Raw genomic sequence first — 15,528 nt, 5'->3', positions numbered from 1 at the left:
GCACCGTGAGGAAAAAGATGGACAAGATTGAGGCGGGGCGGCGTCCCGCCGGTCGCGTCACCGGCAAGCTAGGTCAGGTGCCCTCTTCGACCTCGTGGAGGGGGCTTCGAGAGCGGCGATGTTCGGACATGCCGGGTACGGTGCTGGCAGCAGGTGTGTCCGAAAGAGAGACTCGGGAACCCGGGGGAAGGGCACGCATGCGCCCTCGGTGGGCATCGGACGGCCGGCCGGTGAGAGCAAGGCCGGGCCGGTCCGGGGTCCTCCGTGCCATGAAGACAGGGCAGGAAGGACACGCATGCAGGAGCTGCGCCTCGTCGCGGTCAGCGAGGACGGTACGTACCTCGTCCTGGCCACCGCGGGCCGAGGCACCCGGTTCACCCTGCCCGTCGACGACCGGCTCCGCGCCGCGGTCCGTGGGCACTTCTCCCGCCTCGGCCAGTTCGAGATCGAAGTGGAGAGTCCCTTGCGCCCCAAGGAGATCCAGGCCCGTATCCGCTCCGGCGAGACCGCGGAGGAGATCGCCGAGTCGGCGGGCATCCCGGTCGAGCGCGTCCGCTGGTTCGAGGGTCCGGTCCTGCAGGAACGCGAATACATGGCACAGCAGGCGCAGCGCGTCGCCGTGCGCCGGCCCGGCGAGTCGGCGCCGGGACCGCCGCTCGGCGAGACCGTCGAGGAACGCCTCGGCCGCGGCGGCGTCGACCTCGAAGAGGTCGAATGGGACTCCTGGAAGTGCGAGGACAACACCTGGCGCGTCCGCCTCTCCTTCTTCGACAACGCCCGCCCGCACGCCGCCGAGTGGACGTTCGACCCGCGCCGCCGCCTCGTCTCCCCGCTGGACGAGATCGCCGCGCGCCTCACCGCCGTCGACTGGGACGAGGAGCCGCTCTCCGACACCGTCACGCCGCTCGTCCCGCGCCGTCCCGCGATGAAGGTCGTGTCCAGCGACCGCGACCCGGCGCCGCGCGGGCTGCCCGCCGAGCACGAGCAGCCCGGCGCGCACGAACAGCACGCCGCACCCGCACCTGCACCTGCACCCGAGCCGCTGCGCGCCGCCGAGCCCCGCGGCTACGTCGCCGAACGCGGCCCCGTGGCCGAACCTCGCCCCCGGTTCCGGCAGCCGAGCGAGGCCGCTTCGCTGCGCGAGGCCGTCCAGCCGCGCGAATCGGACGAGCGCGTCGAACCTGCTACGCGTACGCCTGCCTCGCTCCGTCCGACCGGCGCCCGCGAACAGGCCGCCCCGGCCGAGCCCGCGGAAACCGCCGACCGCGACGAGACGCCCGAATCGCACGAGTCGCACGAGCCGGGCGAGGCCGCTCTGGGACGCGACACGACCGAGCCCGTCAGGCCCAGCGAGGCGGCGGCACAGGCCCCCGAAGCCGCCCCGCCGAGCGAGACGCGCGAGGCCGACGAGCCGCGCGACACCGACACGCGCGAAACCCCCGCCGAGGCTGAGGCCGCCGCCGAGCAGGACGCGGCGCCCGAGATCGAGAGCGAGAGCGAGACCGTCCGTCCCAAGGAAGAGGACGACCAAGACGATCGCGACGCCGCCGAGGCGGAGACGGTCACGGACGAGCGCGCCGACGAACAAGACGAATCCGACCGTGAGCAGGAGACCGCCGAAGAGGCACCGGCGGAGAAGGCGTCCAGTGCGGCGGCTCCGCGGCGCAGGCCCGAGCCCGCGCGGCCCGCGCCGTCCGAACCCGCCGAGGAGGAGAAGCCCGCGCGGGAGAAGAAGCCCGCGGCGGCGCAGCGTCCCGCGCAACGGCAGGCTCCGCGGACGCCGGCGAAGAAGAAGCCGGCCGGCCGTCCCGCCATGCCCGCGGCCGCGCAGGAGAAGCCGGCGACCGGGTCGCCCGCGCCGGCGGCCGCCGCGAACGGCGAGCCGGCGGGCGCGCCGCGTCCGGCACGGCGCCGCAAGGCCAAGGGCAAGCGCGCCTCCGTGCCGTCCTGGGACGAGATCATGTTCGGCGCCCGGCGTCCCGAGTAGCCTTCCGCGCGCAGGTCAGGGGCGGGCGTCGGGCGGGGACTCCAGGAACGGCGCCAGCCAGGCCGGGGTGATGCCCGCGGCCAGGGCCACGGCGTCCTCCTCGGCCATGTCCGTTGCGGAGTAGCCGCCGTCTCCGGCGCCGACGGCGGCGAACAGCGTCGCCAGGCCGAGCCTGCGCTGGAAGAGGGTCCGGCGGATGCGCCACCCGATGATGGCGTCGTGCTCGACGACCACCTGGCGGCGCCGCAGCGAGCCTGACCTGACGCTGAGGCGTCCGCCGTCAGTGACGTGGCCGAGCTGGCGGTAGCGGTCCAATCCGAGCGGGACCGCGAGGACGGCGAACACGGCGCACACGTAAACGACCCAGGGCTGACCAGCCAGGACGGCGAGGCCCGCGACACCGACCGGACCCGCCACGGCGCGGACCAGGCGACGTCCCCGCGCGGCGGGCGGGTGGGCGATCAGCGGGCCGGGGACGTTCCCGACGACGCGCGCCGCAAGCGATTCGGCGACCATGCGCGGCGCGGCGGGCAGGAGCCGGCCGCGATGGGCGGCGTCGCCGAGGCCGGTGATCAGCGCGCCGAGGCGGGTCACGCCGGCCACCCGCTCGAACGGGTTGTCGGCGAGTTCGACCCCGCGCAGGCGCCGCCGTTCGAGCGAGACGCTGCGGCGGGTGAGCAGGCCGCGCTCCACGACGACGGAGCCGTCCCGCTCGTGGACGGTGAAGTCCCAGTTGAACAGCGTGAAGACGATCACCGACATGACCGGCATCGCGATCAGGACGAGGATGGCCAGCGCCACGACGAGGGCGGTGGAGAGGCCCACCACGTCATGGCCGAAGTTCTCCACCCGTTCCCGCGTGATGAGGCCGAGGTCGTCGCCGAGGTTGTAGACGGTGCCGACCAGGCTTCCGGCCAGCGCGAACGGCGTGAGCAGGTAGGCGCCGCTCAGCGGCGCGTACACGTACCAGCGGCGCCGCATGCGGGCGAGGACGCGGCGCGGCGGCGCGGGCGCGTCCCTGGCCAGGAGGATCCCGCGGAGCCGTTCGGCCTCCTGCCGGGAGACGGCGTTCAGCGTCCCCTCGCCGCCGTCCGCGCCCGCGTCGATGTGGAGGACCGCGAGGCCGAGCAGCCGGTGCGGGAGGGACGCGCTGATGTCCACGCCCCGGATCCGGTCGCGCGGGATGGTCTTGACCGACCGTCCGATGAGCGCCCGCCGGAGCTCGATGCGGTCGCCGTACAGGACGTAGGTGAACGTCACCCAGCTCGCGACGTGGAAGATCAGCCCGAACGCCAGCCCGGCGAGAGTGAAGTAGAACGCCGTGGACAGCCCGCCGACGAGAAGTCCCGTCGCGCCGGCCAGGACCAGGGCGATGAGCTCCCGGACGGCCCCGACGACGAACGTGAGCGGATGCAGCCGCTGCGTGTGACCGGCCTCCTGCGGCCCCGTCCCGTTCGATCCGGGCGGGACGGTGGCGCCCACCAGGTGGTCGCCGTCGCGATGGGCGCCGTCGCCATGGCCGCCGTCGCGATGGCCGTTGGACGGAGAGCCGGCGGTCCGGTCGTGCGCCGCGGGTTCGGGCCCCTGGTCGCCGTCCCGGACGTTCACGTCGCGTCGTCGCGGAGATCGTGCGCGCGGTGCGCGAGGTCCTCTGCCAGATGGGTCGCAACGTCCACCGGAAGCCCGGCGACCTCGGACGACCCGGTGTGCGAGGCCGTGTTCACCTTGATCGTGGCGAGGCCCAGCAGCCGTTCGATCCAGCCCTGCCCGGTGTCGACGGTCTGGATCCGCCCTACGGGGACCAGCATCCATTCGCGGCTGAACCAGCCCGTCCGGGTGTAGACGACGTCGGCGCTGACCTCCCACCGGTGGACGCGGTAACGCCAGACGGGCGCGACGGTCACCATGAGCAGCCCCGCCGTGCCGACGATGTAGGGCAGCCAGCCGACCCGTCCCGACAGCCACGCGGGCATCCCGCTCCATCCGGAGTCGCCCAGCCAGGCGGCCACGCCGAGCGCGAGCCCGAACGCGAGGCCCCACAGCAGCAGGTACTCGATGGCCCAGTGCGCGATCGCGCGGCGCGACACCCGGTGTTCGGGCGGCCGCAAGCGCGGCGGGTGCGGCCCCCCGCCGTCCTTCTGGTGACTGCGCCGCACCGACGTCACACCGCGAGTTTAGAACGCCGGAGGCGCCCTCCAGCCGTTTCTCCCTGCGCGAAAACCCGGTCCCTGGGCACGGAACCCGCCGGGGCGCGGGCGCGGAGCTCGCCGCGGCGCGCACGCCGGAATCCGCGGTCGCGGGCACAATCCGGCGGCCGTCAGCGTTTTGTCAGTGGTCCATGCGATGTTGTGGGCGCGTCAGGCGCCACCGGCGGAGCTTGGCCGGGGCGGCGGAAAAACTGGATGCACACCACCCCGGACACCACATATTTTGGGCTGCTCCCTCGTCTGAGGGGCGGAGACGTCCGGCGAAACGAAATTCACCTAGGAGATCACATGACGTACGCCATCCAGGCCGACGGCCTGGAGAAGCGGTTCGGTGAGACCCAGGCGCTGGCGGGCGTCTCCCTCACCGCCGAGGCCGGAACGGTCCTCGGCGTACTGGGTCCGAACGGCGCGGGCAAGACCACCATGACCCGGATCCTCGCCACGCTGATCGACCCGACCGGGGGCAGCGCCAGCGTCGGCGGGTACGACGTGGTCAAGGACGCGCACAAGGTCCGGCAGCTCATCGGCCTGACCGGCCAGTACGCCGGGGTGGACGAGATGCTCACCGGCACCGAGAACCTCGTGCTGATCGCCCGCCTGCTCGGCATTCCCCGCCGCGACTCCAAGGCGCGGGCCGCCGAGCTGCTGGAGCGGTTCCAGCTCACCGAGGCCGCCGAGCGCGCCGCCAAGACGTACTCGGGCGGGATGCGCCGCCGTCTCGACCTCGCCGCGAGCCTGGTCGGACGGCCGCAGATCCTGTTCCTCGACGAGCCGACCACGGGCCTCGACCCGCGCAGCCGCAACGGCCTGTGGGACATCGTCCGCGGCCTGACCGACGACGGCGTCACCGTCCTGCTGACCACGCAGTATCTGGAGGAGGCCGACCAGCTGGCCGACGACATCGTCGTCATCGACCGCGGCCAGATCATCGCGCACGGCACGTCCGACATGCTGAAGTCGCAGGTCGGCGGGCAGGTGCTGGAGGTCCGCCCCGTCAACGCGGCCGACCAGGACGCCGTGGCGCGGATCGTCGGCGACCTGGCCGAGGCCGTCCCGGAGGTCCGCGACGGCCTGGTCAGCACGCCAATCACCGACCCGCAGCTGATGCCCGCCGTCGTCCGCCGCCTCGACGACGCGGGCGTCGCCGTCGGCGAGCTGTCGTTGCGCAAGTCCAGCCTGGACGAGGTGTTCTTCGCCCTCACCGGCCACCACACCGACGACATCGACGCCGAGGCCGACGAGCTGGCCCAGGCCGCCGACAAGGAAGGGGCGTCCGCATGACGACCGCGACGTTCGCGCCGCAGGAGCTGTCCAAGCGGGTCGCGCCCGGCACCGCCGTCCGCAACACGCTCACCCTGGCCTGGCGCAACCTCGTCCAGATCAAGCACAACCCGATGGAGCTGCTTGACCTGTCGATCCAGCCCATCATGTTCGTGCTGCTGTTCGCGTACGTGTTCGGCCCCGCGATGGCGGGCAGCGTCGACGCGTACCTGCCCGTCGTGATTCCCGGCATCATCGCGCAGAACGCCCTGTTCGCCGGGATGAGCACGGGCTTCGGTCTGAACACCGACATCACCAAGGGCGTCTTCGACCGGTTCCGAAGTCTGCCGATCTCGCGCAGCGCACCGCTCGCCGGGCGGATCATCGCCGACACCGCCAAGCAGGCGTGGTCGATGGCGATCCTGCTCGTGGTCGGCTTCGCGATCGGCTTCCGGATCGAGACCAGCGTCTTCGCCCTGGTGACGGCGTTCGTGCTCTTGCTGACCTTCGCGATCCTGTTCTCCTGGACGTCGGTCTACATCGCGATGAAGGTCAACGAGCCGGAGAAGGTGCAGATCTTCGGCTTCGTGGTGATCTTCCCGCTGAGCTTCCTGAGCACCGCGTTCATCCCGAACACCGACGGCATCCCCGGCCCGGTGGCCTGGGTGATGGACAACAGCCCGGTGACGAAGCTGGTGGAGGCGATGCGCGGCCTGCTGGTCGGCGGCCCCGTCCTGGAGAGCGCGTGGGTCGCGCTGGCCTGGGGCGTCGGAATCTCCTTGGTCTTCGCCCCGCTCTCCCTCCGCGCCTTCAAGAAGCGCGCCTGACGCCGCAACACCCCTAACGACGAGACGCCCCTGCGGCCGGGTGACCGGCCGCAGGGGCGTCTTGTGTCGGACGAGTGGTCAGGCCGCGGTTTCGGCGGGGTTCGTTTCGGTGGTGGCGGCGGCTTCGGCGATCTTGGCCTTGGCGCGGGCGTCGTCCAGGGCCGCCAGCTCGAAGTCGGCGCGGGGCTGCTCGACGATGGCGAGCGAGACGGTCTCGCGCTTGAGGAACAGCGCGAGCGTCCAGTCCGCCACGACGCGGATCTTGCGGTTGAACGTCGGGACCATCGCGCCGTGGTAGGTCCGGTGGAAGAACCACGCGGGCCAGCCCTTCAGCTTGAAGCCGAGCGGGTTGGCCACGCCCTTGTGCAGGCCGAGGCCGGCGACCGTGCCGAGGTTGCCGTGCACGTACGGCTTGAGCGTCTTGCCGCGCAGCGACCGGACGATGTTGTCGCCGAGGACCTTGGCCTGCCGGACGGCGTGCTGCGCGTTCGGCGGGCAGAACTCGCCGTCCTGCGTCAGGTCCGGGATCGCGGCGTTGTCGCCGGCGGTGAACGCGCGGACGAGGCCCTCGATGGTCAGGTACTCGGTGCCCTTGACGCGGCCCTTCTCGTCCACGGGCAGGTCGCCGTGCCGGACGACCGGGGACGCCTTGACGCCCGCGTTCCACACCAGCGTCCCGGCCTGGAAGGCGCTGCCGTCCGACAGCTCGATCCGGCCGCCGACCGCCGACTTGAGGAGGGTGTTCATCTTCACGGCGATGCCGCGGCCGCGGAGCTGCTCGGCGGTCCACCGGCCCATGTCGGGGCCGACCTCGGGCAGGATGCGGTCGGTCGCCTCGACGAGGACGAACCGCAGGTCCTGCGGGGTGACCTTGCGCATGTACTTGGTGGCGTCGCGGGTCATGTCCTCCAGCTCGGCGACCGCCTCGACGCCGGCGAACCCGCCGCCGACGAACACGAAGGTCAGCGCCTTGCGGCGCATCTCCTCGTCGTTGGTCGACTCCGCGATCTCCAGCTGCTCCAGGACGTGGTTGCGCAGGTGGATGGCCTCGCCGACCGTCTTCAGGCTGATGCCGTTCTCGGCGAGCCCGGGGATCGGCAGCAGCCGCGGCACCGCGCCCGCGGCCATGACGAGGTAGTCGTAGGAGATCCGCTCCGGCGGCCCGGCCAGCGGCTGGACGATCGCCCATCCCTCGTCGTGGTTCAGCTCGGTGACCCGCGCCTTGCGGACGGTGCACTTCGGCAGCACCCGGCGGAGCGGGACGACGACGTGCCGCGGGGAGATGTTCCCGGCGGCGGCCTCGGGAAGGAACGGCTGGTACGTCATGTACGAGTTGGGGTCCACGACGGTGACCTTGACCTCGCCCCGCTTGAGCTCGCGCTTGAGCTTCTTCTGCAGTCGCAGGGCGGTGTACATGCCCACATAGCCGCCACCCACGATGAGGATGTGGGGAGCGCCAGGGGTTCCCTCGGCGGTCCTGGCCATTGCGGCCTCCAATGTCACGGTCGGCTTGTGAAGACATTCACAAGCTACCTGATGATCGCGCCCGGCACCATCGAGAACCATGGGAAGAACGCGAGAATTTCCCGTCACGGCAAAGAAAGCCGCCGGTAAAGCTGTGAAACTCGCCACTCCTTCTCAGTTTTCCGGATGGACCAGGACAAACCACGCATGACCAACGTCACAGGCCCCTCTCCCGGAGAGCCGTCGCGCGGCGGGACGAAAGGCGCGTTCCACTCCCCGCGAAGCCCTATCGTTGGGGCGGACGAGGAAGGGGGCGCCGGCGGCGTGATGCGGGCTGCCGAGATGCGAGGCCGAGATGACGGCGATCCGGCGGCGCGCGGCGTACGATCTCGCCCGGGAGCGAATCGATGATGAGCAGAGACCGGCGTCCGATCACGGCCGCGGCGGGCGCGCTCGCCCTCGCCGGGACCGTGGGCGGCTGCGGGCTGATCGGCCAGCCCCAGAACAAGAGCGCCGAGCTGTCCGAATGGTTCACCGTGACCAGCCCCGTCTTCCGCGATGGGCGCGACTTGCCCCCGCGGTACGGCTGCACGACGTACCCTGGCGGACAGGGCAGGACCCCGCCGCTACGGTGGTCGGGCACTCCGGCCGGGACCAGGTCGTTCGCGATCGTGATGGACGACCCGGACGCGTCCGGCGGCGCCTACGTCCACTGGGTGATCGCGGGCATCGACGGGACGGTGAACGAACTCGTCGAGGGAGCAAGTCTGGACAGGACCGTCGAAGGGTTGACCACGGACAAGAAGGCGGGCTACGCGCCGCCGTGCCCGCCCAAGGGAGAACGGCATCGGTACCGGTTCACCATCTACGCGCTGGACGATCCGGCACCGTTCCAGAACGGCGCGGCACTGAAGGACTCACTGCCGGCCATCGCCGAGCACACGGTGGGACGAGGACGGATCACCGGGAACTTCGGCGGCAAGTAGGCGCGTTGACCGTGGAGCCTCAGAGCACCGGGTCAGGGCGGACCCCACCGGGGGGCTGGAGCCGACAGGGGTGTACCGATGGGCCGAACCGGCCGATCGGCACGCGCCGTGTGAGGGTAAATGTGCGCGAAGGGTGTGACAACGGTCATAGCGGTCGGACAGAATCGGGCTAAGCCGCGCCGGCGGACTCCCGAGGACGTCCGGCAACCGGCGACGGCCGGAGCGGACCCGAGGTCCGCGCCGGAGACTCTCGCCGGGCCAAGGCATTGGGTGGTGGCATGACTTCTTACATCGTGGTCTTCGGCCTCATTGTGGTCGTGGTCCTCGTGGTCGTCCTCGTGGCCCTGGGCCTGCGGGCAAGCAGGGCGGGACGCGACGACGACGACTGGATGGACGACGAGCCGCAGCAGCCGCGCGGCCGCAGGGGAGTCCAGCCGCACGACGAGATGGGCGGCGCCCCGGACGGCTACGGGTACAACGACGGTTACGAGGCCGGGTACGACAACGGCTACGACCGCCAGGGCATGCCCGAACCCGCGATCGACCGCCGCGTCGCCGGCGGGCCGCTCGCCGCGCCCACCGGCGGCCAGGCCCCGCCTCCTCCCGCCCCGAGCGCCCAGGCGTCGGACGAGATGGAGGACGACGACTACTGGGCGACGATCACCTTCGACAAGCCCAAGTTCCCCTGGCAGCACGACAACGACGGCGTCCGCCCGGACGTGGACCCCGCCGCCGACCCGCTGAACGCGCAGGCGCCCGCCGAGCAGGCGCCGATGGAGCAGCCGCCCTTCGACCAGCCGGGAATGCCCCAGCCGAGCCTGACCCAGCCCGTCTCCATGGGCGCCGACGGCCCGATGCTCGGCGGCATGGCCAACGGCATGGGGGCCAACGGCATGGGCAACGGCATCGGCGGCAACGGCATGGGCGGCGGGCAGGGCGGCGGAACCGGCCCGCAGCAGATGCCCGGTCCCGGCGGCTTCCAGAGCGGCTCCCAGTTCACCGGGCAGGAGCCCGGCTCGACCTCGCACGACCCGATCCCCGCAGGCCTCGCCGGTCCCACCGGACCCGGCGGGATCGGCGGCCCGAGCGGCCTGGGCGGGCCAGGCGGCCCCGGCATGCAGGGCGGTCCCGGCATGCAGCCGCCCTACGGCGGGCAGGAGCCGCAGCCCGCGTACGGGGCGGCCGACCACGGACCCGGCGACCCGTCCTACGGCGGTCAGAGCCACGACCCGTACGGCGGAGGCGGCCAGAGCCAAGGCCAGGACCAGTACGGCGGCGGTCACGACCAGGGCTACGGCGACTACGGCTCCGACCCGCTGGGCAACCGTCCCGCGGCGGCGGCCGGTCCGCCGCCCGGAGGACGCCAGGACGGCTACGACATGGGCCTCGGCTCGTCCGCGCCGGGCGGCGGGACGCTCGGCACCGACCCGCGCGTGTCCGACCCGCTCGGGCTGCCGCTCGGCCGTCCCGACGAGCCGTCCGGCCCGCCCGCTCCCCCGGCGCCGGCCGCACCGGCCGCGCCCGCGGCGCACAGCGGCTCCGGGACCGACACCGACGGCCACAAGCTCCCCACCGTGGACGAACTGCTCCAGCGCATCCAGAACGACCGGCAGCGGTCGGCGGGCGCGACGGCCTCGTCCGACACGGGCAGTTCCTACGGCGGCTCCCTGAACGACCCGCTCGGCGACCCGCTGGGCACCGGCTCGTTCGGCTCCACGGGCGGCGCGGGCACGGGCGGCTCCGGCGGCAACGGCAACACGGGCCCGTGGCCCAAGCCGGGCCAGACCGGCGGCTACGACTCCGGGATCGGCGCGGGCGTCCCGTCCGGCACCACGTCGGGGTACGACTCGGGCCTCGGCGGCGCCTCCGGATACGGGCAGGGCGGGCAGAACGACGGATACCCGACGGCCCCGGCCTACGGCGACTCGTCCCGCTACGACGACCCGCTGAGCGGCGGCGGGCGCGAGCCGTTCGGCGCGCTCGGCGGCGCGGACGGCGGTTCCGGCGCGGCCCCTGGCGGCGCGGGCGTCTACGGCGACTTCAGCGGCAGCAGCTACAACGGAAGCGGCGACCCGCTGACCCCGCCGCACGACCCGAACGCCACCCAGGCGTACGACCCCAACGCGACGCAGGCGTACGACCCGAACACGACGCAGGCGTACGGGTCGGGCGGGTACTACGGCGGCTCGCAGCCGGGCGGATACCAGCCGGGCGGACAGCAGAACGACACCGGCCCGTACGGTTCCCGCCAGCCCGCCGACGACTGGGAGAACTACCGCCGCTGAGTGGAGACAGGCACGCATGACGAAGGCCGCCGGATCCGTCCGGCGGCCTTCGCCGTGTTCGCGGGTGGAGCACCGCCAATCCTGGTTATATACGTAGAGTGACTTCAAAGCCACTCAGTGTCTCCGTATTGCGGCGCGATCTCCTCTCCTCGTTCGTCGTGTTCCTTGTCGCGATCCCCCTGTCACTGGGCATCGCGGTCGCCTCCGGCGCCCCGGTCGCCGCCGGGCTGATCGCCGCCGTCGTCGGCGGGATCGTCGCCGGCCTGCTCGGCGGATCGCCGCTGCAGGTCAGCGGCCCCGCGGCCGGGCTGACGGTGATCGTCGCCGGGCTCGTGCAGACCTACGGCTGGCGCGCGACCTGCACGATCACCCTGCTCGGCGGGCTGCTGCAGCTCGCGCTCGGCGCCAGCCGCGTCGCCCGCACCGCGCTCGCCGTGTCCCCCGCCGTCGTGCACGGGATGCTCGCGGGCGTCGGCGTCGTCCTCGTCCTGGCGCAGGTGCACGTGGTGCTCGGCGGCAGCCCGCAGCACTCGGCGATCGACAACCTCCGCGAGCTGCCGGGCCAGCTCGTCGACCCGCACACGCATCCGGCGCTGCTCGGCGCGCTGACGGTGCTCGTCCTGCTCGTCTGGTCCCGGCTGCCGCGCGGCGGGTGGCTGCGGCTCGTGCCGGGCCCGCTGCCCGCCATCGCCCTCGCCACCGTGACCGCGTGGTCGCTCGGCTGGAACGCGCAGCGGGTGGAGCTGCCGGAGACGCTCCTCGGCGACTGGCAGGCCCCGGTCCTGCCGGACGGCTCGCTGCCCGCCGTCGTCGGCGCCGTCGTGTCGGTCGGGCTGGTCGCGGCCGTCGAGTCGCTGCTGTGCAGCGTCGCCATCGACCGGAAGCGTCCCGCCGGGGTCCCCCGCGCCGACCTCGACCGGGACCTGCTCGGCCAGGGCGCGGGCAACGCGGTGTCGGGGTTCCTCGGCGGGCTGCCGATCGCGGGCGTGATCGTCCGGAGCACGGCGAACGTGGACGCCGGCGCCCGCACCCGCGCGTCCACGGTGATGCACGGGGTCTGGGTCCTGGTCCTGGCGCTGGCGTGCGGCCCTCTCATCGAGCAGGTGCCGCTGCCGGCGCTCGCGGCGCTGCTGGTCGTGCTCGGCGTCCGGCTGATGGACATCGCCCGCGTCCGTGACCTTCGTCACCATCGCGAGGCGCCCGCCTACTTCGCCACCCTCGTCGGCGTGGTCGTGCTCGGGCTCGGCGAGGGCGTGCTGCTCGGCATCGGGATCATGGCGGTGCTGATGCTGCGGCGGCTGACCCGGCTGTCGATCCGCTCGGAGCACCTCGTTCCGGCGCCGGAGGACGGGCCCGTGCCGCCCCGCACCCACGTGGTCGTCGAGGGGACGCTGACGTTCCTCGGCGTCCCGAAGGTGACGCGCCTCCTGCAGGACGTCCCGTCCGGCTCCCACGTCGATCTGGACCTCAACGTCGACTTCATGGACCATGCCGCGTTCGACGCCATCCACCAGTGGCGGATGGCGCACGAACGGCAGGGCGGCAGGGTCGACATCGATGAGGTTCACGAGGCTTGGTATGAAAGAGCTGTGACTGGCGAAACGTCCCAACCGCGCAAGACGCCGCCGCCGACCCGCTGGTGGGCCCCCTGGGGCAACAGGCGGCGGAACTCCGAGGCCGAGCTGGACGCGCCCGAGGTGTCCCCGGCCGCGGTGCTGCTGGACGGCGTCCGGGAGTACCACGGCCGCACCGCCCGCCTCGTCCGGCCGATCATGGCCGAGCTGGCGATGGAGCAGAAGCCCCAGCACCTGTTCATCACCTGCGTGGACTCGCGCATCGTGCCGAACATCATCACCGCCAGCGGGCCCGGCGACCTGTTCATCAACCGCAACGTCGGCGCCCTTGTGCCCCGCCACGGCTCCCGCACGCCCGACGACTCCGTCGCCGCGACCGTCGAGTACGCGGTCAACGTCCTCGACATCAAAACGATCACCGTGTGCGGCCACTCCAACTGCGGCGCGATGGCCGCGCTCCTCGCCGGCGGCACCGAGGTCGACCATCTGGCCGGTCTGTCCCGCTGGCTCAAGCACGGCAACCACAGCCTCGCCCGCTTCCTCGCCGAGGAACCGCCCGGGACGGACGAGTCGCCCCTCACCCGCCTCTGCAAGATCAACGTGATGCAGCAGCTCGACAACCTGCTCACCTATCCCTGGCTCCGGGAGCGGGTCGAGTCCGGCGAGATCGAACTGGTGGGCCTCTACCTGGACCTGCAGTCCGCCAACGTCGAGATCCTCGACCGCGGCACCGGCGCGTTCACCCCCGTCCCGGACGACCCCGTCCCGGACGAGCCCCCGCAACCCCGGTCCCTCACCTGAAAAACAAGCGTGGGTCGTCCCCCCGCAAGGACGACCCACGCGTCTCCACCGCGACCCAGCGCCCCCGCTCCGCTGGTCCTCCGCCGCGGCCTTCGGTCAGCGGCTGATGAGCTCGTTGTCGCGGCGCGTGTAGTCGCGGACGTACATCCCCGACACCCGGCGCGCGCGCCGCGAGCGGCGGTCGGACGCCGGGAGGAACAGCGCGTCGCGCCGGCTGGCGCGCGAGAAGTCCCACAGGTACACGACACCGGCGAGTCCCCCGGCGAGCACGAGGGCCACGAACGCGATGACGAACATCGGCTCTCCTCTCCACGGAGCCCAGCACCCGGCTCCGCGTCGTCACCGATCAAGGCGATCAGCTCTTACCTGGGACGATATGCGCGCCGTTTCATGTCATCTGTGTCGTGTGACCCGAACCTGTCGAGTCGTATGCCACTGCGAAGTTGCCTGCACGTCCCGCCCTCCGCGGGCGTTCAGTGTGTCTCACAACCCATGAAGGAGGCCGCGCGTGGCGGACGGATCCGTCTTCGACCGGACATCGACGAATGGCTCAGGCAGCGCGTGCGGGCCGCGACGGCCGCCGACACGTCCGTCGAGGGCTTCCGGATCCATCTCCGGGCGGGCAACGAGCTGGCATTGGGCCTCCTCCCCGATCCGCCGGTCGCCGCCGCGGAGCGCGACGTCGTCCTGGAGACGGCCGGCGGCCCGGTGCCCGCCCGCGTGATCGAGCCCGCGATCCGGCTCACCGACGCCACGATCCTGTTCTTCCACGGCGGCGGCTGGGTCGCCGGTGACGAGCACACGCACGTCCAGTACTCGCGGCGGCTCGCCGTGGAGACCGGCTCGACGGTCGTCGGCGTCGGCTACCGCCTGGCGCCCGAGCACCCGTTCCCCGCCGCGTTCGACGACTGCCTGGCCGCCACGCTCCACGTGGCCGAGGCCGCACCGGGACGCACAGCCGTCGCCGGAGACAGCGCGGGCGGCCAGCTCGCCGCGTCCGTCGCCCTCGCCTGCCGCGACCAGGGGGTCCCGCTGGCAGCGCAGCTCCTCATCTCCCCGGTCATCGATGTCGCGGGCGGCTACGCCGACCCGGCCGTGAACGCGCGCTACGCGTCCCGAACGGACCGGGCGGACGGCTACGGCCTCACCCTCGCGGCCATGCGCTGGTTCGCCGAGCAGTACGTCCCGTCCGGCGACGCAGAAGACTGGCGGCTGTCGCCCCTGCACGCCTCCGACCTGACCGGCGTCGCACCGGCCGCCGTCCACACAGCAGGCTTCGACCCGCTACGAGACGAGGGCGACGCCTACGCCACCGCCCTCCACGCCGCCGGCGTCCCGGTGATCCACCGCGAATGGCCCACGCTCAACCACAGCTACTTCGGCCTAGGCGGCATCTCCCCCACAGCCGAACAAGCCGCCCAACAGGCAACCGCCGACCTCCGCACCCTACTGACCACAGCCCAAGCCGAGCCCCCCGCAGAGCACGCAGAGGGCGGACGAGTCGGCCTGTAAGCCGGGTTCTTAGCAGGCGTCATGCATGACCTGTGCAGACACAAGCAATCGCATCACGACCAGGCGTTCCGGCCCTCGTTGGTTCTCATCACTTCGCGCATGATCGCGCGCCCGTGTGCCCTGGATGTGCCCGGTTTCGGTCGGTCTTCTTGAGAGCTCAACACAGCGTTTCACCAGCCCAACTTGGCAGGTAGTACTGATGTGGCGATGCTGGTCGATCCATCGTCAAGAAATCATTGACGGCAGAGTGCCCGGGGCAACTACTTGGAGGGCGCCGCCTTACTCGGCCTAGTCGAGCTTGGACTCGAACCTGAGACCACCAATGTTGATCAAACCCACTGGTTCCTATCGCTTAGGTGTGAAGAGCTTGATCAACGTCGCGACTTCGCTGTCCGTTACCGGACAGTCTGCAAATGACTGAGTTTTGGAGTTTTTTGCAGAGCTTTATGCTAGCTTTTAGTTACGGTCTACTTGCAAATGTAGTGGAGAGTTAAAATATGATTACAGTGCCTCACATAATTAGCTTGTCAACAATTGCTAGTCTAGTTCAGATCTTCTTTTGGATTTCTATTGCTAGCATCACCTTTTTGACTTTTAAGCAGGCACGCCGCACCGTCTTTCAACC

At 71.6% G+C, this 15,528-nt stretch carries 11 protein-coding genes; 7 read left to right on the top strand and 4 right to left on the bottom strand.

Annotated elements, in window-relative coordinates; all coding sequences use genetic code 11:
* Positions 1-295 precede the first annotated feature (295 nt).
* The gene (gene sepH / locus E1287_RS09560; RefSeq protein WP_131964504.1) at positions 296-1,987 is read left to right on the top strand and encodes a septation protein SepH; all 1,692 of its coding nucleotides are present in this window, start codon (positions 296-298) and stop codon (positions 1,985-1,987) included.
* A gap of 15 nt (positions 1,988-2,002) precedes the next feature.
* Here sepH and E1287_RS09555 read toward each other — a convergent pair whose 3' ends face one another.
* Entirely contained in the window at positions 2,003-3,595 is a 1,593-nt protein-coding gene (locus E1287_RS09555; RefSeq protein ID WP_243718783.1) for a PH domain-containing protein, read from the bottom strand.
* A complete protein-coding gene (locus E1287_RS09550) occupies positions 3,592-4,152 on the bottom strand; it encodes a PH domain-containing protein (RefSeq protein WP_131964503.1) in 561 nt (186 codons plus the stop codon). Before E1287_RS09550 ends, E1287_RS09555 begins: the two co-directional genes overlap by 4 nt.
* A gap of 330 nt (positions 4,153-4,482) precedes the next feature.
* On the opposite strand from E1287_RS09550, the gene E1287_RS09545 reads away from it, so the two are divergent.
* Both E1287_RS09545 and E1287_RS09540 read left to right on the top strand, forming a co-directional pair.
* The gene (locus E1287_RS09545; RefSeq protein WP_131964502.1) at positions 4,483-5,475 is read left to right on the top strand and encodes an ATP-binding cassette domain-containing protein; all 993 of its coding nucleotides are present in this window, start codon (positions 4,483-4,485) and stop codon (positions 5,473-5,475) included.
* Complete coding sequence (locus E1287_RS09540; RefSeq protein ID WP_131964501.1) at positions 5,472-6,281, top strand: ABC transporter permease; 810 nt, start codon at positions 5,472-5,474, stop codon at positions 6,279-6,281. Before E1287_RS09545 ends, E1287_RS09540 begins: the two co-directional genes overlap by 4 nt.
* Before the next feature lie 78 nt (positions 6,282-6,359).
* Here E1287_RS09540 and E1287_RS09535 read toward each other — a convergent pair whose 3' ends face one another.
* Complete coding sequence (locus E1287_RS09535) at positions 6,360-7,766, bottom strand: NAD(P)/FAD-dependent oxidoreductase (RefSeq protein ID WP_131964500.1); 1,407 nt, start codon at positions 7,764-7,766, stop codon at positions 6,360-6,362.
* A gap of 386 nt (positions 7,767-8,152) precedes the next feature.
* Between E1287_RS09535 and E1287_RS09530 the strand changes: the two genes are divergently transcribed.
* The 3 genes from E1287_RS09530 to E1287_RS09520 all read left to right on the top strand — a co-directional run bounded on the left by E1287_RS09530 (position 8,153) and on the right by E1287_RS09520 (position 13,391).
* Positions 8,153-8,731: a YbhB/YbcL family Raf kinase inhibitor-like protein gene (locus E1287_RS09530; protein WP_243718781.1), complete on the top strand. Its 579-nt coding sequence runs from the start codon at positions 8,153-8,155 to the stop codon at positions 8,729-8,731.
* Positions 8,732-9,009: 278 nt separating this feature from the next.
* On the top strand, positions 9,010-11,016 hold the full coding sequence (locus tag E1287_RS09525) for a hypothetical protein (protein ID WP_131964499.1): 2,007 nt from the start codon (positions 9,010-9,012) through the stop codon (positions 11,014-11,016).
* A gap of 128 nt (positions 11,017-11,144) precedes the next feature.
* Complete coding sequence (locus E1287_RS09520; protein WP_243718779.1) at positions 11,145-13,391, top strand: bifunctional SulP family inorganic anion transporter/carbonic anhydrase; 2,247 nt, start codon at positions 11,145-11,147, stop codon at positions 13,389-13,391.
* 96 nt (positions 13,392-13,487) lie between these two features.
* Here E1287_RS09520 and E1287_RS09515 read toward each other — a convergent pair whose 3' ends face one another.
* A complete protein-coding gene (locus E1287_RS09515) occupies positions 13,488-13,688 on the bottom strand; it encodes a hypothetical protein (RefSeq protein ID WP_131964497.1) in 201 nt (66 codons plus the stop codon).
* Positions 13,689-13,883: 195 nt separating this feature from the next.
* Here E1287_RS09515 and E1287_RS09510 point away from each other — a divergent pair, with 195 nt between their 5' ends.
* Positions 13,884-14,903, top strand: a complete 1,020-nt coding sequence (locus E1287_RS09510) for an alpha/beta hydrolase (protein WP_131964496.1) — start codon at positions 13,884-13,886, stop codon at positions 14,901-14,903.
* The last annotated feature ends 625 nt before the right edge of the window (positions 14,904-15,528 follow it).

This window comes from Actinomadura sp. KC06 (assembly GCF_004348735.1).
Classification (GTDB): domain Bacteria; phylum Actinomycetota; class Actinomycetes; order Streptosporangiales; family Streptosporangiaceae; genus Spirillospora.
This window is presented reverse-complemented; position numbering and strand designations above follow the sequence as displayed.